Consider the following 21,247-nt stretch of genomic DNA (forward strand, 5'->3'; position numbering starts at 1 on the left):
AAGCGTAGCCGGAACATGTGTCTGATCGCCGTATGGTGCGTCTCATGAGCGTCACAGTCCCGGTACGGGCGCCGCACAGTGAGGTCGCCGACGTCGTCGTCCGACGGCTCGTCACCACCTACGCGCAGGCGGCCGATCCGGTCCGGGCCGCGCGGATGAGGGCGTACATGAAGGACGTCGCCCCCTTCCTCGGCCTGCCCTCGCCGGTCCGCCGCGAGCTGTCCCGCACCGTCCTTGCCGGTGTCCCGCGGCCCGGCCAGAGGGACTGCACGGCGATCGCCCTGCGCTGCTGGGAGCTGCCCGAGCGCGAGTACGCCTACTTCGCCGTCGACTACCTGACCCGCCACGTCCGGCGCTGCTCCTCGGACTTCCTCCCCGTCGTACGCCACCTCATCACCGCCCGCCCCTGGTGGGACACGGTCGACGCGCTCGCCGCGCACGTCGTCGGCGCGCTGGTCACCGCCGACCCGCAGCTGCGGACCGTCATGGACGAGTGGATCGGCGACGAGAACCTGTGGGTGGCCCGCACGGCCCTCCTCCACCAACTCCGCCACAAGTCGGCCACCGACACCGAGCGCCTCTTCGCCTACTGCGTACGGCAGTCGGGGCACCCCGACTTCTTCATCCGCAAAGCGATCGGCTGGTGCCTGCGGGAGTACGCCAAGACCGACCCGGAGGCCGTGCGCGCCTTCGTGGAGCGGGAGCGGGACCGGTTGTCGCCGCTCTCCGCACGGGAGGCGCTGAAGAACCTCTGAGGCGCGGGCGCGGGCGTGGGCCGCGCGAAATTCATTCGACGTGGGCCTTCTCTTCGGTGAGGATCAGGCCATGTTCCGGTACGCCTTCCTCGCAGCCACGCCCGCAGTCGCGGGCGCTGCGAAGGCTGCCGTCCTTCCCCCCGCCGCCTTCGACGGCGCCCGAAGCTGACCCTCCCCGGACATTCCGGCGGACCCCCAAGGGGGAGGGTCGGTCGGGCCCAGGGGTCCCCGTCCCGACCGCGCGCACCGACGCGGGCCCGGGGCAGCAGCTTCGAGTTCCGGAGAAGGAACCACCATGCCCAAGACGGCTTATGTCCGCACGAAACCGCATCTGAACATCGGCACCATGGGCCATGTCGACCACGGCAAGACCACCCTGACCGCCGCCATCACCAAGGTCCTCAGCGAGCGCGGCACCGGCGGCGGCACCCAGTACGTGTCCTTCGACCGCATCGACCGCGCGCCGGAGGAGGCGCAGCGCGGCATCACCATCAACATCGCGCACGTCGAGTACGAGACGGACACCCGGCACTACGCGCACGTGGACATGCCGGGCCACGCGGACTACGTGAAGAACATGGTCACCGGCGCGGCGCAGCTGGACGGGGCGATCCTCGTGGTGTCGGCGCTCGACGGGATCATGCCGCAGACCGCCGAGCACGTGCTGCTCGCCCGGCAGGTCGGCGTCGACCACATCGTCGTCGCCCTCAACAAGGCCGACGGCGGTGACGAGGAGCTCATGGACCTCGTCGAGCTCGAGGTCCGCGACCTGCTCTCCGAGCACGGGTACGGGGGCGACTCCGTCCCCGTCGTACGGGTCTCGGGGCTCAGGGCGCTGGAGGGCGACCCGCGGTGGACGTCGGCGATCGAGGCGCTGCTCGACGCGGTGGACACCTATGTGCCGATGCCCGAGCGCTACCTCGACGCGCCGTTCCTGCTGCCCGTCGAGAACGTGCTCACCATCACCGGGCGCGGCACCGTCGTCACCGGCGCCGTGGAGCGCGGCACCGTCCGCGTCGGGGACCGCGTGGAGGTCCTCGGCGCGGACACGGAGACGGTGGTCACCGGCCTGGAGACCTTCGGCAAGCCGATGGAGGAGGCGCAGGCGGGCGACAACGTGGCGCTGCTGCTGCGCGGCCTGCCCCGCGACGCCGTACGACGCGGCCATGTCGTCGCGGCGCCAGGCAGCGTCGCCCCACGGCGGCGCTTCACCGCCCAGGTCTACGTCCTGTCGGCGCGCGAGGGCGGCCGCAGGACGCCGATCACCACCGGGTACCGGCCGCAGTTCTACATCCGCACCGCGGACGTGGTCGGCGACGTCGACCTCGGCGGGGCGGCCGTGGCCCGACCCGGCGACACGGTCACGATGACGGTCGAACTCGGCCGCGACGTACCGCTGGAGACCGGCCTCGGCTTCGCCATCCGTGAGGGCGGCCGCACGGTCGGCGCGGGCACCGTGACCGAAGTCGCCTGACCGGCGGCGCCCGGTGCCGCCCGCCTCGGGGGAACAGGCCCCCGGGGCGGGCGGGCACAATGGGCGGCGTGGACGAGCACGAGTTCGAGGGCGGGGCCGACGGCGTGGCCGAGGCGGTCCCGGTCATCAGGGAAGTCGACTACGGCACCGCCAAGCTGATGCCCGACGTGGACCGGCCGCGCGCCTGGCTGCTCACGGTCGACGGCGCGCCCCAGTCGTACGTGGATCTGGACGAACCCACCCACCTCGAGTTCGAGTACCTGCGCAGGCTCGCGCACGTACTGGACACCGCGGCGGAGCCCGGCGCCCCGCTCGACGTCACCCATCTCGGCGGGGGAGCGCTCACCCTGCCCCGCTACCTCGCCGCCACCCGCCCCGGTTCCCGGCAGCAGGTGGTCGAGGCGGACCGGGGCCTGCTGCGACTGATCGCCGAACGGCTGCCGCTGGCCGAAGGGAGCGGGGTCGGCGTGCACGGCGCGGACGCCAGGCAGTGGCTCGAAGCGGCGCCGGCCAGGAGCGCCGACGTCGTCGTCGCCGATGTCTTCGGCGGCTCCCGCGTCCCCGCGCACCTCACTACGGTCGCGTACGCACACATCGCCGAGCGGGTGCTGCGCCCGGGCGGGTACTACGTCGCGAACCTCGCCGACGGCGCGCCCTTCACGTTCCTGCGCTCCCAACTGGCCACGTTCGCCGAGGCCTTCGAGGAGCTCGCGCTGATCGCCGAGCCGTCCGTGCTGCGCGGGCGCCGCTTCGGGAACGCGGTGCTGATCGCCGCGCACGGCCCCATCGACGTCGGAGAACTGGCCCGCCGAACTGCGTCCGACGTCTTCCCCGCCCGGGTCGAGCACGGCGACGCGCTGCGGCGCCTCATCGGGGACGCGGCACCGGTGCGCGACGAGGACGCGGTGGCCTCACCCGAGCCGCCCGACGGCGCCTTCTCCATCGGGTGAGGGATCGGCGGCCCCGCGCGAGAGGGGTTTCGCCGACGCCACCACCTCCGTCGTACGCCGGGTCAGCCGGCGTACGTCGGGGACGAACAGGACGGCCGCCGTCACCAGGACCACCAGCACGGCGCAGCCCCACAGCGACGCGGACAGGCCGAACGCGGACTCCGCGGGCCCGGCGAGCGCCGTGGCCAGCGGCACCATCGCGACCGAGCCGAACCAGTCGTAGGCGGAGACGCGCGACAGCTTCTCCTCGGGGATTTCCTGGTGCATCGCGGTCATCCACGACACGCCGAACACCTCGATCGCCACCCCGCTGACGAACATCACCGCGGCGAGACCGGCCACCGGCAGCGGCACGGCGAGCGCCGCCGAAGGGGCGGCCAGCGGGAAGACGCAGAGCGTGCCCGCGAACAGCAGCCGCCGCGGCTTCCACCACGTCATCAGGAACGCCCCGCCGACCGTGCCCGCGCCGAACGCGCCGAGTGCCAGGCCCCACGGTCCCGCGCCGCCCAGTTCGTCGCGCGCCACCAGCGGCCCGAACACCGACTCGGCGGCGCCGACCACGGCGACCACCACCGAGAACTGCGCCACGATCGACCACAGCCAGGGCCGCCCGGTGAACTCCCGCCAGCCGTCCCGCAGATCGGCGAGTAGCCCGCCGCCGGGCGTGCGCTCCGGTATGTGACCGACGTCGAGGAAGGAGCGCAGCGCACCGGAGACGGCGAACGCCGCGGCGTCCACGGCGAGCACCCAGCCGGGCCCGATCGCCGCGACCATCAGACCGCCGAGCGCGGCCCCGCCGAGCCCCGCGCCCTGCATCGCCATCCGGTACACCGCGAACGCCCGGCCCGCCTGCTCGCCGGTGACCGACGACATCAGCATGCCCTCGGCGGCCGGTCCGAAGAAGGCCTGGCCCGCTCCGCCGAGCCCGGCGAGGACCATCATCTGCCACAGCCGGGGTTCGCCCGCGAGGACGAGCGCGGCGAAGGCGGCCTGCGAGAGGCAGTTGAGGGCGTTGGCCGCGACCATGACGTGGTGGCGCGGCAGCCGGTCGGCCACCGCGCCGCCGATCAGCAGGAACAGGACGAGCGGCAGCGTCCGCGCGGCGGCCACCAGACCGACGTCACCGCCGTCGCCGCCCGCGTCGAGAACCGCGAACGCCGCCGCGATCAACGCCCCGTGGCTTCCGAGGTTCGTCACGATCGCGGCGGCGGTGAGCAGGGTGTAGTTGCGGCCCGCCCAGGAGGGACGGCGGCGCGGTGCGGGGGCGGCAGTGGTCACCCCGGGACTATCCACGACGGGCCGTCGGCCTGCCAAACCGTTTGTCCGGCTCCGCCCCGGGGTGCCGGTGGATCAGGAGGGGGAGTCCTCGGACGCCGCCTCGCTCCACCGGACCGTGCTCAGGATCTTCTTCACCGTGGCGTCGGGGACCTCGTCCTTGACGCCCTTGGCGCCGTAGAGGGTCCAGGCCACGTACTCGCCGGCCTCGTTCTTGAAGCCGAACGTGGTGGCCTTGCCCTCGGAGTCGCACTTGGCCGAGGTTGCGGCGCCGGACGTCGTCGACGTCGCGAGGCTGCCCTTGATGCCCGACGCGGTGGTGTAGTCCTCGATCTTGCTGATCTTGATCTTCTTCTTGTCGGCCTTCGTCTGCTCGGTGTAGCCGCCGTAGACCCACCAGGCGGAGTCGTTGCGCGCGATGTCCTCGGTGTTCTTGGCGCCGTTCTGGCCCTTCGTGCCGACCGCGGCGAGCTTGGTGTCGTCCATCTCACCGTCCTTGTCGTCGTCGGACGAGCACCACTTCTCCTTGAGGATCGCGGGCGCGGTCATGATGATGATCGACTTCGCGCCGTTGTCCTTGCGGTCGTCGAAGCCGATGAGGGTGTCCGGCGTCTCGACCTTCCAGTCGGGCGGCACGTCGAACGCGGTGCCCCACTTGGGGTTCACGACCACCTGCCAGCCGTCGATCGTCGGCTTGTCCTCGCCGCCCTCGCCGCGCGCGTTCCCGTCGTCGCTGGGCTTCGGGCTCGGATCCTTGGACACGGACTTCGCCGGGGACGGCTTCGCCGGGCCCGCCTCGTCGTCCTTGTCACCGCCGAGGACGAGGTAGCCGGTGACGCCGGCGGCCACCACCACGGCGAGCGCGGCCACGATGGCGGTGATCTTCGTCTTCTTGCCGTCGCCACCGCCCTGACCGCCACCGTTCTGCGGCGGCGGCATGGGCGGCGGCGTCGGGGCCGCCCACTGCTGCGGCTGCTCGGGCTGGGAGAACCCGGCCGAATGCGGCTGCTGGTAGCCCCCCGCAGGCTGCTGGTAGCCCGGTTGCTGCTGCTGGTATCCCGGCTGCTGATAAGGGTTCGGCTGCTGGTACCCCGGCTGCTGGTACGGGTTCTGACTCTGGTCCTGCGGGTTCTGCTCGCCCCCGGGCGGCTGCTTTTCTGGCCACATGGCCAGTAACCATAGAGGGGCCCGGGGCGCGGTGCCATCCGCGCCCCCTGTGGGGCGCGGACCGGACCGGGAAGCGGAGCCGCGGGCGGGCCGGTGGCGACTCAGTTCTCCGAAGCCTCGTACTCGCGCACCGTCGAGAGGATCTTCTTCACGGTCGCGTCAGGGACCTCGTCCTTCACACCCTTGGCACCGTGGAAGGACCAGGACGCGAACTCCCCCTCGGAGTCCTTGAAGGCGAACACCGTCGCCTTGCCGTCCGAGTCGCACTTGTCCGGCTTCTCGGCACCGGACGAACTCGCGCTCACCAGGCTGCCCTTGAGACCTGACTTCGTCGTGTACGTCTCGGTCGGCCCGGTGGTGACCTTCTCCCTGTCGGGCTGCGTGTACGCGCCGTAGACCCAGTTGGCCGCGTCGTGCCGCGCGGCCTCCTCGGTGCTCCTGACACCGCGGTTGCCCCGGGTGCCCGCGGCCGCCAGCGCCGTGTAGTCCTTCGTGCCGTCCCGGTCGTCGTCGCTCGCGCACCACTTCTCCTTGAAGTAGGCGGGAGCGGCGTACGCGGCGAGGAACTCGGCCGACTCGTCCTCGGCGTCCTTGTCCTCCACGACCCCGCCGGCCCAGTCCCGCGACTCCAGGGACCACCCGGCCGGCACGTCGAACGCGAGGCCGCGCTTGGGATTGACGACGACCTTCCAGCCGGCCACGGTCGGCTCCGGCATGCCGTCACCGGTACGGGGGTTGGCGTCATCGTCGGCCGGGTCGGCCGAGGCGGACGCGGAGCCGGTCGGTCCCGGCTTCGCGGTGTCGTCCCCGTCACCGCCGAGGAGCAGGTAGCCGGTGACGCCCGCGGCCACCACGACGGCGCCGACGGCGACGAGAGCGATCAGCTTGGTGCGGCTGCCGTTGCCCTTGCCCATGCCCTCGCGCGGAGGCTCGGGTGCCGCGCCCTGCGGGCCGCCGGGCATGGTCGGCGCGTTCCACGGGGCCTGCTGCCCGTACGGGGCCGACTGCTGGTACCCGGGCTGGTGGTACGGGTTCTGCCCCACGCCCGGATTCTGCCCCACGCCAGGGTTCTGCCCCGCGCCCTGGTTCTGTCCCGCGCCCTGATGTCCCTGGCCACGCTGGTTCTGTTCGCCCCCGGGCGGCTGCTCTCCTTGCCACATGGGTGTCAACGATAGGTGACGGTGATCCACGCCAAGACAGGTCCTGGTCAAGAATCGCTACTCGTGGGTAACATCACGGTATGAGCGCAGACCAGATGTCGATCGGCGAGATGCTCGCCGCCACGGTTCCGATGGCCAGGACCCTGAACCTCGAATTCCGGGAGACCTCGCCGAGCAGGGCCGTGGTGGCCCTGCCCGACCAGAGCGAGTACCACAACCACGTCGGCGGCCCGCACGCCGGCGCCATGTTCACGCTGGGCGAGTCCGCGAGCGGCGCCATCGTCCTCGCCGCGTTCGGGGCCGAGCTGCAGCGGGCCGTGCCGCTCGCCGTCAGCGCCGAGATCGCTTACAAGAAGCTGGCGATGGGGCCCGTGACGGCCACGGCGACCCTCGGCCGCCCGGCCGCCGACGTGATCGCCGAACTCGACGCGGGCGAGCGCCCCGAGTTTCCCGTCGCCGTCGAGATCCGGCGCGAGGACGGCGCCGTCACCGGCGAGATGACCGTCGTATGGACGCTGAGGCCGAACAACCCCAGCTGACCCGCATCGGCGAAACCGGCGCCGGACGCGCCGGTTCCGTACGCTCCGGATGCCGAACAGGCCTGCGTGGGCCCGTGGTTGAGAATCGTGGCGAGGAGCCCCGGTGCCGCCACGGGCCTCCCGTCGTGCGAGACTCCGCCGATGCCCGCATGGATCACTCCGCGCCGACTCGGCGCCGCCGCCGCCCTTTACGCCGTCTTCGTCTCCGGCTGGTGGTTGGGCCAGCCCGTACGCTCCGACGGCTGCCTCGAGGACTCGGCCGCCCAAGGTCAGTACGGCCGCTCCGACGCGGGCGGGCGGCTGACGGAGCCCGGCGAACCAGGCCGCTATCTGGACCGGGCCACCGGAAAGCTCCGGGGTCTGCAGGACTGGGCCGACGATCTCGACGGCTACCGGGACGGTGAGTACGGCCCGTCCGGCTACGGATACGAGATCGTCGAGCCGCGCGTCATGGACCAGGCGTTCACCTCCACCCTCAGTGTGTGCTCGTACAAGGAGCGTGCCCGCCTCGTCTCCTGGGTGAATGGCGACTGGGGCTGACGGCGCTTTCCGTTCAACTCATTGACACGAGTCATCCACGGTCATAGTTTTCCCGCCGCCACACCTGGTGCCTAACGGCGTGTCAAGTCCGCTCTGCCCCATAGTGCGTTCAAAGAGCGAACGTCGACCCGCCACTGGCACGTGTACACGCTTCGCTTCGCACAGTCGTGTTCGCGCACAAGGCACAGAAGGAAGTGACGGCTCATGTCCGACTCCGTGTCCCGGCGGTCAGCGCTCAGGCTGGTCGGCGGTGCGATCACCGTGGCGGCCGCGGCCACCGCCGGTGTGCCGGCGCCGTCGTACGCGGCCCGCGCCCGGCAGGGTCCCGGCGCGGGCCCCCGCGTCGAATCCCTCATCGTCAGACTCACTCTCGACGAGAAGATCTCCCTGCTGCACGGCGCCACCGACCCCGAGAGCCTCGGCCAGGCCGGATACGTCCCCGGGGTGCCGCGCCTGAAGATCCCGCCGCTGCGGCTCGCCGACGGTCCCGCGGGCGTCCGCGTCACGGCCCGCGCCACCGCCCTGCCGGCCCCCGTCCTGCTCGCCTCCGCCTTCGACCCGGCGCTCGCCCGCCGCTACGGCCGCGTCATCGGCCGCGAGGGACGCGCCCTTGGGCAGGACGTGCTGCTCTCGCCCATGGTCAACCTCATCCGCACCCCGTACGCGGGCCGCAACTTCGAGACCTTCGCCGAGGATCCGCTGCTCGCCGCCGACATCGTCTCCGCGGAGATCAAGGGCATCCAGGGCGAGGGCCTCATCGCGACCGTCAAGCACTTCGCCCTGAACAACCAGGAGAAGGACCGCATGTCCATCGACGTGCGGGCCGGCGAACGGACCATGCACGAGAGCGAGCTGCGTGGATTCGAGGCGGCCGTCGCCGCGGGCGCCGGCGCCGTCATGGGCGCGTACAACAAGGTCAACGGCACCTTCGCCTGCGAGAACAAGGAACTGCTCGACGACATCCTGCGCGAGCGCTGGGGCTTCGACGGCCTGGTGATGACCGACTGGTTCGCGCAGCACAGCGCCGCCGCCGCCCTCGCCGCCGGACTCGACATGGAGATGCCCGACGACGCCTACTACGGCGCCGCCCTGAAGAAGGCCGTCAGGAACGGCAGCGTCCCCGAAGCGCAGGTGGACCGCTCGGTGCGCCGCGTCCTCGGCGTCATGGACCGGTTCGGGCTGCTCGGCAGGAGCGCGCCGCCGCGTCCGGAGCGCGACGCGAAGGCCGGTGCGGCGGTCGCCCTGGAGGTCGCCAAGGCGGGCGCCACCCTGCTGCGCAACACGCACAGGACCCTGCCGCTGACCGGCCGCGCCGCCCGCGACATCGCCGTCGTCGGACCCACCGCCCGCCACCCGTTCGTCAGCGGGGGCGGCAGCGCCCACGTCGTCCCCGACCGGGCCGACAGCCCGCTCCACGCCATCAGGGCGCGCGCCGGACGCCACGCCGACGTCACCTACGCGCTGGGCGAGGACCTCTACGGCAAGGCCGTCCCGCGGCGCGCGCTCAGTCCCGCCTTCGACACGGAGGGGCAGCGGGTCGCTGCCGGGAAGGAGTGGACGTACGAAGGGACGCTGACGCCCGGGGAAGCGGACGAATGGACACTCGTCATCCACTACTCGGGCGAGCGGCCCAAGGTGGAGCTGGACGGCGTCGAGCTCTACCCGACGCTGCCGGGCGTCGGCGAGTACTTCTCCGGCGGTCTCGTCTCCACCGCGCCCGACGGCCTCAACGTGCGCCGCGCGACGCTGCGCCTCGACGCCGCCCGGCACCGGCTGCGGATCAGGGCGAAGGGCGGCGACAAGGGGCAGACGTTCCGGCTCCGCCGCGTCACCGGCGCGACCCTGGCCGCGGACGTCGCCGCGGCGGTGCGGGCGGCGCGCGGCGCGCACAGCGTTCTCCTCTTCGCGTACGAGGACGCGACCGAGGGCCAGGACCGCACGACCGTCGCGCTCCCCGGCCACCAGGAGGACCTGATCCGGGCGGTGACCGCCGCCAACCCGCGTACCACCGTCGTCTTGAACACGTCGTCGGCCACCTCCATGCCGTGGCTGGAGCGGACTGCCGCCGTGCTGCAGATGTACTACCCCGGCCAGGAGGGCGCGGCCGCCACCGCCGCCGTCCTGTTCGGCGACTGCGACCCCGGCGGCCGGCTCACCCAGTCCTTCCCGGTGGACGACGACCACCATCCGATGGCGGGGGACCGGCGCCGCTACCCCGGGGTCGACGGCGTCGAGGAGTACTCGGAGGGCATCCACGTCGGCTACCGCTGGTACGACGCCGAAGGGGTGCGGCCGCTCTTCCCCTTCGGGCACGGCCTCTCGTACACGACGTTCTCCTACCGCGATCTCACCGTCCGCAGGTCGGGGCAGGGGCTGGACGTGAGCTTCACCGTGCGCAACACCGGTCGACGCGACGGCATCACCGTCGCGCAGGTGTACCTAGGGCCCTCGCCCGACCTGGGAATGGCGCAGGCCGAGCGGGCGCTCGGCGGCTACCGGCGGCTCGCCCTGCGCGCGGGTCAGCGGCGGCGCGTCACCGTCCACGTCGACGGGCGTTCCCTGTCGGCGTGGGACGTCGAGCGCCACGGCTGGGTGCGCGGCACGGGCCGGCGTACCGTTCAAGTAGGCACGTCCGTACGCGAGTTGATCCTCTCCACGACCACCGTCATCAAGGGAGGCAAATCATGAGGGGAAGAGCCGGCGGGATACGCCGGGCCGTGTCGGTCGGCGCCGCACTGGCGGCGACCGCCGCGGCCGCACTCGTACCCGTCCAGGCAGCGGCCCACGGCGGCCCGGCCGGCGCGGACAGCACGCTGGTGCGCACCGACGCCGGCTGGATCAGGGGCGCGTCCACCGCCGAGGGCCGCCAGTTCCTCGGCGTCCCCTACGCGCGGCAGCCCGTCGGACGGCTCCGCTGGCAGGAGCCGCGCCCCGCAGAGCCCTGGCAGGGCGTGCGCCGAACGACGGCGTTCGGCCACCGCTGCGTGCAGAGCGCAAGCTGGGACCCCGGCTACGAGAACCCAAGCCACACCGAGGACTGCCTCGACCTCAACGTCTACACCCCGAGGGGCCGCGCCGCGCACCGCCCCGTCATGGTGTGGCTGCACGGCGGCGGGCTGACCGCGGGCGCGGGCGAGGACATCGTGCCCGACGCCTTCGCCCGCCGGACCGGCACCGTCGTCGTGACCGTCAACTACCGGCTCGGAGCGATGGGCTTCCTCGCCGCGGAAGGCCTCGACGGCGAGGCCTCCGACGGCGTGTCGGGCAACTACGGCCTGCTCGACCAGCAGGCCGCGCTGCGCTGGGTGCGCGCCAACGTCGGAGCGTTCGGCGGCGACCCGGACCGCGTCACCATCGCCGGTGAGTCGGCGGGCGGCCGTTCGGTCTGCACGCTGCTCGCCTCGCCGACGGCCCGCGGCCTGTTCCGCGCGGGCATCATCGAGAGCGGCGCGTACGGCGACTGCGCGGCCCGCGAGCGACGGCGGGCGGCCGGCGACGGCGCGGCGTTCGCGAAGAAGGCCGGCTGCCCGGACCCGAGGACCGCACTCGCCTGCCTGCGGCGCAAACCCGCCAAGGACATCCTCACCGCGCAGGCCGGCTTCGACTGGGGCCCGGTCGTGGGCGGCGCGTTCCTGCCGGTGCAGCCCGAGGAGGCTTACCGGAAGGGGAGCGCGGCCCGCGTACCCGTCCTGAACGGCGCCAACAGCGACGAGGGACGGCTCTTCGCCTTCGGGCAGTTCGACGGGCAGGGCAGACCGCTGACCGCCGAGCGGTATCCGGCCGCGCTCACCGAGGCGTACGGCCCCGAGCTCGGACGGCGGGTCCTTACGGCCTACCCGCTCGCGCACTACACCTCGCCCACGCACGCGTACGCCGCGGCGCTCGGCGACCGGATGTTCGCCTGCACGGCGCTGCGCCTTGACACGGCCCTCGCGGCCCGCGGGCCCGTCTACGCCTACGAATTCGCGGACCGCACCTCGCCGCCCTTCGCGTCGCTGCGGAACCTCGGCACCGACTTCGACTTCGGCGCGACCCACGTCAACGAAGTCCAGTACCTCTTCAAGCACTTCGGCCTCGACTCGCCGTTCGACGCGGAGCAGCGCGCGCTGGCCCGGCAGATGGTCCAGTACTGGGGTTCCTTCATCAGGACCGGGGTGCCGCGCGCCGCGGCCGGGCCCCCCGCGCCCGACCAGCGCGTCAGGCCGGGGCAGGTGCTCTCCCTGCGTACCGCCTCGGCGGGCGGGAACGCGATCAGTACGACGGTGCGCGAGGAGCACCGGTGCGGGCTCTGGGACGACGCCATTCCGGCCGGGTGAGCCCGTCCGGGTAGGCTGCCCGGCGTGCGCGACCGAGGGGGGAGCGCACGCCGGGCACACACACTTGGACCACGGGAGGAACCGGCGTTGCACGTTCAGGAGTGGCTGGAGCACGTACCAGCCGTCAGCATCTACGCGCTGGTGGGTCTCGTCATCGGACTGGAGAGCCTGGGCATCCCACTGCCCGGTGAGATCGTCCTGGTCTCCGCGGCGCTCCTCTCCTCCCAGCACGGCGACCTCAACCCGGTGATCCTCGGGGCGTGCGCCACCGTGGGCGCCATCGTCGGCGACTCCATCGGATACGCCATCGGACGCAAGGGCGGCAGGCCGCTCCTCGCCTGGCTGGAGCGCAAGTTCCCCAAGCACTTCAGCGCCGCCCATGTGGCGAGCGCCGAGCGCTCCTTCCAGAAGTGGGGCATGTGGGCGGTCTTCTTCGGCCGCTTCGTCGCCCTCCTGCGGATCTTCGCAGGACCCCTCGCGGGCGTCCTGCGCATGCCGTACTGGAAGTTCCTGATCGCCAACGTCCTCGGCGGCGTCATCTGGGCGGGCGGCACCACCGCCGTCATCTACTACATCGGCGTGGTCGCCGAGGACTGGCTCAAGCGCTTCTCGTACGTGGGACTCGGCATCGCCGTGCTGATCGGCATCGGCTCGATGCTGCTGGTCAAGCGGCGGGCGAAGAAGGCGGCGGCGGAGCTGGAGGCCGAGGAAGCCGCGGCGGCCGATCCGCGCCCCCTCACCGCCACCGACTGACCTGCCCGGTCAGCCCGCCGCGTGCGCGTCGCGGTGGGCTTTGACCAGCTCCAGGTACATCGTGCCGTTGAGGGTGATCCCCGCGCGCTCCTCGTCGGTGAGCGCCCGGCGCACCTTCGCGGGCACCCCCGCGACGAGCGACCCCGGCGGCACCTCCATGCCCTGCGGCACGAGGGCCTGCGCCGCCACCAGGGAACCGGCGCCGATCACCGCGCCGTTGAGGACGGTCGCGCCCATGCCGATCAGGCTGTTGTCCTCGACGGTGCAGCCGTGCAGGACGGCGTTGTGCCCGACCGAGACGCGCTCCCCGATCGTGAGGGGGAAGCCGGGGTCGACGTGCAGGGTGCAGTTGTCCTGGATGTTGCTGTCGGCGCCCACGACGATGGGCCCGCAGTCGGCACGCAGCACCGCGCCGTACCAGGTGCTCGCCCCGGCGCGCAGGGTCACCTCGCCGAGCACGACGGACGTCGGCGCGGTGAAGGCGTCCGGGTCGATCTCCGGAACCTTGCCGCCGATGCCGGTGACGAGTGCCTCGTGGCCCATCGGGTCCGCCTCTCCTGTATCCGTCACTCTTGTATCCGTCCGCGACGCGTCGCGCCTGACGGCACCGTACGGGACGCCGCGGCGGCAGCGGGCGCGTGGGGCGAAGATCACAGGCGGGCGGCCTGCGGGGCACCTCGGCACTGAGTAACGTGAGCGCGTGCCGAAGAACAGGAACACGTTCTCATCGCTTGCCACTGGGCCCCGCCGCCTGGCGCAGCGCGCCGTCCACGCGGGGTGGGAGTGGGTGCAGCGCACCGGCGCGGTGACCGCCGCGCACCCCGGGCGGCTGCGGTTCGGCGCGATCGGCGAGGGCACGAAGCTCGCCTTCCCGCAGGGCACGGTCTTCGGTGAGCCGTGGATCACGATCGGCGACCACTGCATCGTGGGCCAGCACGTCACGCTCACCGCCGGGATGATGCCGGACCTCGACCTCGGCCCCGACCCGATACTCCGGATCGGCAACGGCGTCGTCCTCGGCCGCGGCAGCCACGTCATCGCCGACACGACGGTCTCCATCGGCGCCGACTGCTACTTCGGCCCCTACGTGTACGTGACCTCCACCAACCACTCCTACGACGACCCGCACACCCCCATCGGCAAGCAGTGGCCCCGCATGGACCCGGTGGAGATCGGCTCCGGCTGCTGGATAGGGACGGGCGCGGTGATCCTGCCCGGCGCCCGGATCGGCCGCAACGTGGTGGTCGCCGCGGGCGCGGTCGTCCGCGGCGAGGTCCCCGACCACGCGGTGGTGGCGGGGGCGCCCGCCCGGGTCGTCCGCACCTGGCACCCCGACCAGGGCTGGCAGCCCCCACTGCGCACCCCCGCACCGGTGCCGATCCCCGACGGCATCACACCGCAGCAGCTGATCGCGCTCGGGGAGTTGGGGGAGGGGTGAGAGGCAGCCCTGCTCCGAGACCGCTGACGGCCGGTGCCGTCAACAGGCCCCTCCACGGCGGCTGTTAGAGCCTGTCTTTGAACCCCCGTCTGCGCCCCGGCGCCCGGCACGCGCCCTCGGCGCACGGAGCCCCAGGACAGGTGGCTCCGCCACATGACCTGGGACTCCGCACTCCGATCGCACGCACCGAACACCGCTGCGCCCGCGCTTCGCGCGGACGACGGGGGTTCAAAGACAGGCTCTTAACGTGCCGCCATGCGCGCTCCTCTCGGTGATTTCGACGTCGTCAGCCCCGCCTCCGAAGCCCTCGACCTGCTCGTACCGTCCGTCGCGGACGCCGTACGGGCCTGGGGCGGGCCCGTCCCGGCCGACGAGCTGGTCCACGTCGACACGGCGCCGGAGTGGGCCGACACCGCCACGTTCCTAGAGCACTACGGCCCCGAGCTCCTCAGCCGGTCCGCCAACTGCGTCGTCGTGGCGGGCAAGCGCGGTGGTGAGACCACGCTCGCCGCGTGCGTCGTCCTGTCCGGTACGCGCGTCGACGTGAACGGCACGGTGCGCCGCCAACTGGGCGCGCGCAAGGTGTCGTTCGCCCCGATGGAGACGGCCACGGGTGAGACGGGGATGGAGTACGGCGGCATCACGCCGATCGGGCTGCCCGCCGCGTGGCCGCTCCTCGTCGACGCCGCGGTGGCGGACCTGCCGCACGTCCTGGTGGGCAGCGGCAGCCGGCGCGGCAAGCTCATCGTGCCGGGCAAGGTGTTCGCGCAACTGCCGAACGCGGTCGTCCTGGAAGGGCTCGGCGTCGCCGTCGACGGCTGACCGCCGGCCGAACGCGCGGGCCGCTCACCGGCAGACGCCCTCCTCGCGCAGCCGGGCGACGTCGTCCGGAGTGCGGCCGAGCTCGGCGAGGATCGCGGCCGTGTGCTCGCCCGCCGACGGCACCGGGCCCATGCGCGGGGTGACCCCGGAGAGGTTGGCCGGGGGCAGCAGGGCCTGGACGGGCTCCGGCGCGCCGGGCACCTGGATGTCCTGCCAGCGGTCGCGCCCGGTGAGCACGGGGTGGGCCAGGAACGCGTGGACGGAGCTGACCCCCGCGTTGGCGATGCCCGTGCGGTCGAGCAGCTCCGTCGCCTCGTCGCTGCCGAGTTCGGCGAAGCGTGCGGAGATGATCGCGTCGAGCGCGTCGCGGTGGGCCACGCGGTCGGACCCGGTGGCGAAGCGCGGATCGTCCGTCAGCTCGGGGCGGCCGATGAACTCCCGGCACAGCGCCGCCCATTCGCGTTCGTTCTGCACGGAGAGCAGCACGTCGTTGCCGTCGGACGCGGTGAAGGGACCGTACGGCGCGATCGTCGCGTGGCGGGCGCCGACGCGGGGCGGCTGGGTGCCGCCGTAGCGTGTGTAGTACGCGGGCTGGCTCATCCACTCGGCGAGCGCGTCGAAGAGGGACACCTCGACGGCGGGCGCCCGCCCCGTCGTCGCCCGTGTGAAGAGCGCCGACAGGATGCCGCTGTACGCGTACATCCCGCCCGCGATGTCGGCCACCGAGATGCCGACGCGCGCGCACTCGTCCGGGGAGCCGGTGAGCTGGAGCAGCCCGGTCTGGCACTGCACCAGCAGGTCGTAGGCCTTGCGGTCCGCCCACGGCCCGTCCGTGCCGTAGCCGCTGACGGTGCAGGGGATCAGGGACGGATGGCGGCCCTGCAGCTCCTCGGCGCCCAGGCCCATGCGGGCGGCGGCGCCGGGGGCGAGGTTCTGCACGAACACGTCGGCCCCGGCGAGGAGTTCCTCCAGGATCTCCCTGCCGTCCGTCGACTTGAGGTCGAGGGTGAGTGACTCCTTGGAGCGGTTGAGCCAGACGAAGTAGCTGGCCTGGCCGTGCACGGTCGTGTCGTAGCGACGGGCGAAGTCGCCGCCGCCGGGACGCTCGACCTTGATGACACGGGCCCCTAGATCGGCGAGCTGACGCGTGACGAAGGGCGCGGCGACGGCCTGCTCCAGGCTGACGACGGTGATGCCGGTGAGGGGGAGGGGAGAGGGTGTACGCATGCCGCGTTTGTACGGGCAGGTGAACGAGGCGTCAATGAAGGGGCATGCCACCCCGGCCGCGCCCGCCGGCCGTTCACTGCGGCGTGCGCCGCCCCGACCCCGTGGAACCCCGCACCACCAGCTCCGGCATGAAGACGAACTCGCCGTGCGGTGCGGGCGTTCCGCCGATCTCCTCGAGCAGCGCCCGGACCGCCGCCTGGCCCATCGCCTGCACCGGCTGGCGGATCGTGGTCAGCGGCGGGTCGGTGAACGCGATGAGCGGGGAGTCGTCGAAGCCGACCACGGAGATGTCCGTGGGTACGGAGAGGCCCAGGTCGCGGGCGGCCCGGATGGCGCCGAGCGCCATCATGTCGCTGGCGCACACGAGGGCGGTGCAGCCGCGGTTGATGAGGGTGGTGGCGGCGGCCTGGCCGCCCTCCAGGGTGTAGAGGGAGTGCTGGATCAGCTCCGCCGCGTCCTCGTCCGTGAGGTTGAGGCGCTCCTGCAGTGCGAGCCGGAAGCCCTCGATCTTGCGCACCACGGGGACGAACCGCTTCGGGCCGACCGCGAGTCCGATACGGGTGTGGCCGAGCGACGTCAGGTGGGTGACGGCGAGGCGCATGGCGGCCCGGTCGTCGGTGGAGACGAAGGGTGCGGCCACCTCCGCGGAGAAGCCGTTGACCAGCACATAGGGGACGTCCTGGCCGCGCAGCGCGTCGTAGCGCGCCATGTCGGCGGTGGTGTCGGCGTGCAGTCCGGAGACGAAGATGATGCCGCTGACACCCCGGTCCACCAGCATCTCGGTGAGCTCGTCCTCGGTGGAGCCGCCCGGGGTCTGCGTCGCGAGCACCGGGGTGTAGCCCTGGCGCGTCAGCGCCTGCGCGATGACCTGGGCGAAGGCGGGGAAGATGGGGTTGTCGAGCTCCGGCGTGATGAGGCCGATGAGTCCGGCGCTGCGGCGGCGCAGCCGCACGGGGCGTTCGTATCCGAGGACGTCGAGGGCGGCGAGCACCGCCTCGCGGGTGGCCGCGGCCACTCCGGGCTTGCCGTTGAGGACGCGGCTCACGGTGGCTTCGCTGACCCCCGCGTGGGCTGCGATGTCGACAAGCCGTGCGGTCATGGCACTGGACTGTACCTGTCATCGCGAAGATTGCACACCGGCTCTGAAAGCTTGCGGAAAGAGCTGTCGTGCAAGAACCTTTCAGCCGGTTTCAGCACCTGTGCGACACCGGTCGGCATCGCGTGCACCGCGCCCAACTTCCCCTGGTCCGCAGCTCACAGAGGTGTCAAGCGCGGGAGCGGCAACGGAAAGGACACGCAGATGTAACGATCACCGGCTCTTGCAGAAATATTCCGCAAGCTCTTTCGACGCCCTTGCAACGCTGTTACGTTCCTGGCAACCCGGCGCCGCGTCCAGAGCGGCCAGCAGGAGGCACCTCTTCGTCTCCCCGTGATTCCGGGATCAGTTGAAGGAGTTCACATGCGGCGTGGCATAGCGGCCACCGGGCTGATCGCGGCCCTGGCCATGACAGCGGCAGCGTGCGGTGGCGACGACGACGGCGGCGGCAGCAAGGGCTCGGGGAAGATCTCCGGCACCGTCACCTTCTGGGACACCTCGAACGACGCCGAGAAGGGCGCGTACGAACAGATCGCCAAGGGGTTCGAGAAGCTCCACCCGGATGTCAAGGTCAACTATGTGAACGTCCCGTTCGGCGAGGCCAACGCCAAGTTCAAGAACGCCGCGGGCGGCAACTCCGGCGCCCCCGACGTGATGCGCACCGAGGTCGCCTGGACCCAGGACTTCGCCTCGCTCGGCTACCTCGCCGCGCTCGACGGCACCGCCGCGCTCGACAAGCCGGACGACTACCTCCCGCAGGCCGCCGCGAGCACCAAGTTCAAGGGCAAGACCTACGCCGCGCCGCAGACCATCGACACCCTCGCGCTCTTCTACAACAAGAAGATGCTGAAGGCCGCGGGCGCCGACGTGCCGAAGTCCTTCGACGAGGTGAAGTCCGTCGCGAAGAAGATCAGGTCCAAGACCGGCAAGACCGGCCTCTACCTGCGCGGCGACGACCCGTACTACTACCTCCCGTACCTCTACGGAGAGGGCGGCGACCTCCTGGACACCAAGAGCAGGAAGGTCACCGTCGACGACCCCGAGGGCGCCAAGGCGTTCTCGGTGATGAAGGACCTTCTCGACTCCAAGGCGGCGGTCACCGACGCGAGCGACGGCTACAACAACCAGCTCAACGCCTTCAAGGACGGCGACGTCGCGATGGCGCTCGACGGCCCCTGGTCCATCGAAGGCGCTCTGAAGGGCAAGGAGTTCAAGGCCGACAAGGGCAACCTCGGTGTCGCCCCCGCTCCGGCGGGCAGCGCGCGCCAGGGTGCCCCGCAGGGCGGCTGGAACCTCGCCGCGTACGCCGGGTCCGGCAACCTCGACGCGGCGTACGAGTTCATCAAGTACATGAGCTCCGCCAAGGTGCAGCAGCAGACCACCGAGCAGCTCAGCCTGCTGCCGACCCGTACGTCCGTCTACGACGTGAAGTCCGTCAAGGACAACCGGATGGTGCAGTTCTTCAAGCCCGCCGTGGCCAAGTCCGTGCAGCGGCCGTGGATTCCGGAGGCCAACGCGCTCTTCGAGCCGATCCGCCTCCAGCTGGAGAAGGTGCTCAGCGGCAAGTCCTCGCCCGAACAGGGCGCCAAGGGCATCGGTGACGCCTACCGCAAGCTCCTCAAGGGCTACAAGTAAGAAGGAGGGCCGACCGACCCATGGCTGTCGAGACCGGCCGGTCGGTGGCGAAGGCCGTGGACGCGCAGAGCGTCCGCGGCCGCGGCCACCGGCCCGGCACAACCCCGGGGCCGCTGCGCAGGGCGCTGGCCACCCACTGGTACGCGTGGGCCATGGTGGCCCCCGTGGTGATCGTGATCGGCGTGATCGTCGGGTACCCGCTCGTGCGCGGCATGTACCTGTCGACGACCGACGCCAATGAGGCGAACGTCGAACGGCACATCGGTGTCAACGACATCCCGGCCACGTACAAGTCCGTCGGTCTCGACAACTACTCGTCGATCCTCTCCGACGGCGTCTTCTGGGACCGGCTCACCTGGACCGTGGTGTGGACCGTCTCCTGCGTCGCGCTCTCCTTCGTGCTCGGCCTCACGCTCGCCACGATGCTCAACCGCAAGCTGGCCGGGCGCTCCTTCTACCGGATGGCGCTGATCCTGCCGTGGGCGGTGCCGGCCTTCGTCTCCGTCTTCACCTGGCGGCTGCTCTTCAACGAGAAGAAGGGCCTCCTCAACAAGATCCTCGAAGGCGGCGGCATCGACGCGGTGCCGTGGCTCAACGACCCGACTTGGGCGAAGATCTCGGTGATCACCGTCAACGTCTGGCTCGGCGTGCCGTTCATGCTGGTGGCCATGTTGGGCGGCCTGCAGTCCATTCCGGGCGAGCTGTACGAGGCCGCCGAGATGGACGGCGCGGGCGCCTGGCAGCGCTTCCGGCACATCACGCTGCCGGGGCTGCGCTCCGTCGCCAGCACGGTGATCCTGATCAGCGGCATCTGGACCTTCAACATGTTCCCGGTGATCTTCCTCCTTACCAGGGGCGGCCCGGGAGACGCCACCGAGATCCTGGTGACGTACGCCTACCGGCTCTCGTTCGTCGTCAGCCCCCGTGACTTCGCGGGCTCCGCGGCCTGGGGCGTGCTCATCCTGGCCCTCCTGTCGATCATCGCCGTGGCCTACCGCCGCGCGCTCCGCAAGCAGGGAGAGGTGTGGTGACCACCGTGCCGACCAGAACCGTGCCGACCGAAACCGTGCCGACCGAAACCGGGAAGAAGCCGCGGCGGAAGCCCAGGGGGCGCGACGAGCGCGGGCCGCTGGCCTCCATCGCCCTGCACCTGACACTGCTGATCACGAGCGCCATCGCGGTGGGGCCACCGCTGTGGCTCCTGGTCACCTCGTTCAAGCCGGAGAGCGAGGCCTTCACCACCGACCTGGTCAAGGACTTCACGCTCGGCAACTACGACCACGTGCTCAACGACACCGAGTTCCCGAACTGGCTCCTCAACTCCCTCATCGTGGTGGGCCTGACCACGGTGATCGGCGTCTTCATCGCCGCCACCACCGGCTACGCGGTGAGCCGCTTCAAGTTCCCCGGCATGCGGCCGCTGATGTGGCTGCTCCTGATCACCCAGATGTTCCCCGTCGCGGTACTCATCGTGCCGCTGTACAACCTGCTGGCCGACCTCGGCCTGCTGAACCAGCCCATCGGCCTCGTCGTCACCTATCTGACCATCGCCGTGCCGTTCTGCGCCTGGATGATGAAGGGGTACTTCGACACCATCCCGGTCGAGATCGACGAGGCCGGACGGGTGGACGGACTCAACCCCTTCGGCACCTTCTGGCGGCTCATCGTGCCGCTCGCCAAGCCGGGTCTCGCCGTCACCGGGTTCTACACCTTCATCACCGGGTGGGCCGAGGTCGCCTACGCCTCCGCCTTCATGACCGGCGAGGAGAACCTGACGCTCGCCGGGGGACTCCAGACCTTCGTCAACCAGTACACCAGCGACTGGGGTTCGCTGACCGCGTCCGCGGTGATCGTCGCGGTGCCCGCCGCGGTCATCTTCGGCTTCGCCCAGCGCCACCTCGTCTCCGGCCTCACGGCGGGCGCGACGAAGTCCTGACCAGGCATCCGTCCCGAGGCGTCCCGTCCGCGGGCCTCAGAGCCTGTCTTTGAACCCCCGCCTGCGCCCCGGCGCCCGGCACGCACGCACCGAACACCGCTGCGCCCGCGCTTCGCGCGGACGACGGGGGTTCAAAGACAGGCTCTCACGCCGCCCCCACCACA

19 protein-coding genes are annotated in these 21,247 nt (G+C 71.6%); 13 read left to right on the top strand and 6 right to left on the bottom strand.

The annotated features are described in order from the left end of the window. Positions 1-44 precede the first annotated feature (44 nt). The 3 genes from ACFVYR_RS11235 to ACFVYR_RS11245 all read left to right on the top strand — a co-directional run bounded on the left by ACFVYR_RS11235 (position 45) and on the right by ACFVYR_RS11245 (position 3,179). Positions 45-755, top strand: coding sequence for a DNA alkylation repair protein (locus ACFVYR_RS11235; protein ID WP_384251896.1), 711 nt, complete (start codon positions 45-47; stop codon positions 753-755). Between the two features lie 295 nt (positions 756-1,050). Continuing rightward, entirely contained in the window at positions 1,051-2,229 is a 1,179-nt protein-coding gene (gene tuf, locus ACFVYR_RS11240; RefSeq protein WP_384251897.1) for an elongation factor Tu, read from the top strand. Positions 2,230-2,333: 104 nt separating this feature from the next. Beyond that, positions 2,334-3,179: a spermidine synthase gene (locus tag ACFVYR_RS11245; RefSeq protein WP_384252153.1), complete on the top strand. Its 846-nt coding sequence runs from the start codon at positions 2,334-2,336 to the stop codon at positions 3,177-3,179. Here the strand turns inward: ACFVYR_RS11245 and ACFVYR_RS11250 are convergent. The 3 genes from ACFVYR_RS11250 to ACFVYR_RS11260 form a co-directional block, all read right to left on the bottom strand. Further along, a complete protein-coding gene (locus ACFVYR_RS11250) occupies positions 3,141-4,457 on the bottom strand; it encodes an MFS transporter (protein ID WP_384251900.1) in 1,317 nt (438 codons plus the stop codon). The genes ACFVYR_RS11245 and ACFVYR_RS11250 overlap by 39 nt on opposite strands. Positions 4,458-4,529: 72 nt before the next feature. After that, a complete protein-coding gene (locus ACFVYR_RS11255) occupies positions 4,530-5,621 on the bottom strand; it encodes a hypothetical protein (protein WP_384251902.1) in 1,092 nt (363 codons plus the stop codon). Positions 5,622-5,722: 101 nt separating this feature from the next. Then, a complete protein-coding gene (locus ACFVYR_RS11260; RefSeq protein ID WP_384251905.1) occupies positions 5,723-6,781 on the bottom strand; it encodes a hypothetical protein in 1,059 nt (352 codons plus the stop codon). Positions 6,782-6,861: 80 nt separating this feature from the next. Here ACFVYR_RS11260 and ACFVYR_RS11265 point away from each other — a divergent pair, with 80 nt between their 5' ends. The 5 genes from ACFVYR_RS11265 (at position 6,862) to ACFVYR_RS11285 (ending at position 12,929) form a co-directional block, all read left to right on the top strand. Next, positions 6,862-7,320 carry a DUF4442 domain-containing protein gene (locus ACFVYR_RS11265; RefSeq protein ID WP_384251907.1) on the top strand — a complete coding sequence of 153 codons (459 nt, stop codon included), beginning with the start codon at positions 6,862-6,864 and terminating at the stop codon, positions 7,318-7,320. Between the two features lie 141 nt (positions 7,321-7,461). After that, positions 7,462-7,860: a hypothetical protein gene (locus ACFVYR_RS11270; RefSeq protein ID WP_384251909.1), complete on the top strand. Its 399-nt coding sequence runs from the start codon at positions 7,462-7,464 to the stop codon at positions 7,858-7,860. 204 nt (positions 7,861-8,064) lie between these two features. Further along, positions 8,065-10,548: a beta-glucosidase gene (locus ACFVYR_RS11275; protein ID WP_384251912.1), complete on the top strand. Its 2,484-nt coding sequence runs from the start codon at positions 8,065-8,067 to the stop codon at positions 10,546-10,548. Continuing rightward, on the top strand, positions 10,545-12,176 hold the full coding sequence (locus ACFVYR_RS11280) for a carboxylesterase/lipase family protein (RefSeq protein WP_384251914.1): 1,632 nt from the start codon (positions 10,545-10,547) through the stop codon (positions 12,174-12,176). The genes ACFVYR_RS11275 and ACFVYR_RS11280 overlap by 4 nt, the downstream gene beginning before the upstream one ends. Positions 12,177-12,263: 87 nt before the next feature. Beyond that, positions 12,264-12,929 carry a DedA family protein gene (locus ACFVYR_RS11285; RefSeq protein ID WP_384251917.1) on the top strand — a complete coding sequence of 222 codons (666 nt, stop codon included), beginning with the start codon at positions 12,264-12,266 and terminating at the stop codon, positions 12,927-12,929. A 9-nt stretch (positions 12,930-12,938) separates the two neighbouring features. Here ACFVYR_RS11285 and ACFVYR_RS11290 read toward each other — a convergent pair whose 3' ends face one another. After that, positions 12,939-13,472, bottom strand: coding sequence for a gamma carbonic anhydrase family protein (locus ACFVYR_RS11290; RefSeq protein ID WP_384252156.1), 534 nt, complete (start codon positions 13,470-13,472; stop codon positions 12,939-12,941). A 157-nt stretch (positions 13,473-13,629) separates the two neighbouring features. Between ACFVYR_RS11290 and ACFVYR_RS11295 the strand changes: the two genes are divergently transcribed. Beyond that, on the top strand, positions 13,630-14,367 hold the full coding sequence (locus ACFVYR_RS11295) for an acyltransferase (protein ID WP_384251919.1): 738 nt from the start codon (positions 13,630-13,632) through the stop codon (positions 14,365-14,367). 255 nt (positions 14,368-14,622) lie between these two features. Then, positions 14,623-15,189, top strand: a complete 567-nt coding sequence (locus ACFVYR_RS11300; RefSeq protein ID WP_384251921.1) for a YbaK/EbsC family protein — start codon at positions 14,623-14,625, stop codon at positions 15,187-15,189. 24 nt (positions 15,190-15,213) lie between these two features. Here the strand turns inward: ACFVYR_RS11300 and ACFVYR_RS11305 are convergent, their stop codons facing one another. Then, positions 15,214-16,416, bottom strand: a complete 1,203-nt coding sequence (locus ACFVYR_RS11305; protein ID WP_384251924.1) for a CaiB/BaiF CoA transferase family protein — start codon at positions 16,414-16,416, stop codon at positions 15,214-15,216. Between the two features lie 73 nt (positions 16,417-16,489). Further along, the gene (locus ACFVYR_RS11310; protein WP_384251926.1) at positions 16,490-17,515 is read right to left on the bottom strand and encodes a LacI family DNA-binding transcriptional regulator; all 1,026 of its coding nucleotides are present in this window, start codon (positions 17,513-17,515) and stop codon (positions 16,490-16,492) included. A gap of 360 nt (positions 17,516-17,875) precedes the next feature. Here ACFVYR_RS11310 and ACFVYR_RS11315 point away from each other — a divergent pair, with 360 nt between their 5' ends. Genes ACFVYR_RS11315 through ACFVYR_RS11325 form a run of 3 tightly spaced genes read left to right on the top strand, consistent with a single transcriptional unit; the run spans position 17,876 to position 21,083 of the window. Continuing rightward, entirely contained in the window at positions 17,876-19,147 is a 1,272-nt protein-coding gene (locus ACFVYR_RS11315; protein WP_384251928.1) for an extracellular solute-binding protein, read from the top strand. Positions 19,148-19,167: 20 nt separating this feature from the next. Continuing rightward, a complete protein-coding gene (locus ACFVYR_RS11320; RefSeq protein WP_384251931.1) occupies positions 19,168-20,178 on the top strand; it encodes a carbohydrate ABC transporter permease in 1,011 nt (336 codons plus the stop codon). Between the two features lie 35 nt (positions 20,179-20,213). Next, positions 20,214-21,083, top strand: a complete 870-nt coding sequence (locus ACFVYR_RS11325; RefSeq protein ID WP_384252159.1) for a sugar ABC transporter permease — start codon at positions 20,214-20,216, stop codon at positions 21,081-21,083. Positions 21,084-21,247: the final 164 nt, after the last annotated feature.

Origin of the sequence: Streptomyces sp. NPDC058284 (genome assembly GCF_042881135.1) — a bacterium.
Lineage (GTDB): Bacteria > Actinomycetota > Actinomycetes > Streptomycetales > Streptomycetaceae > Streptomyces.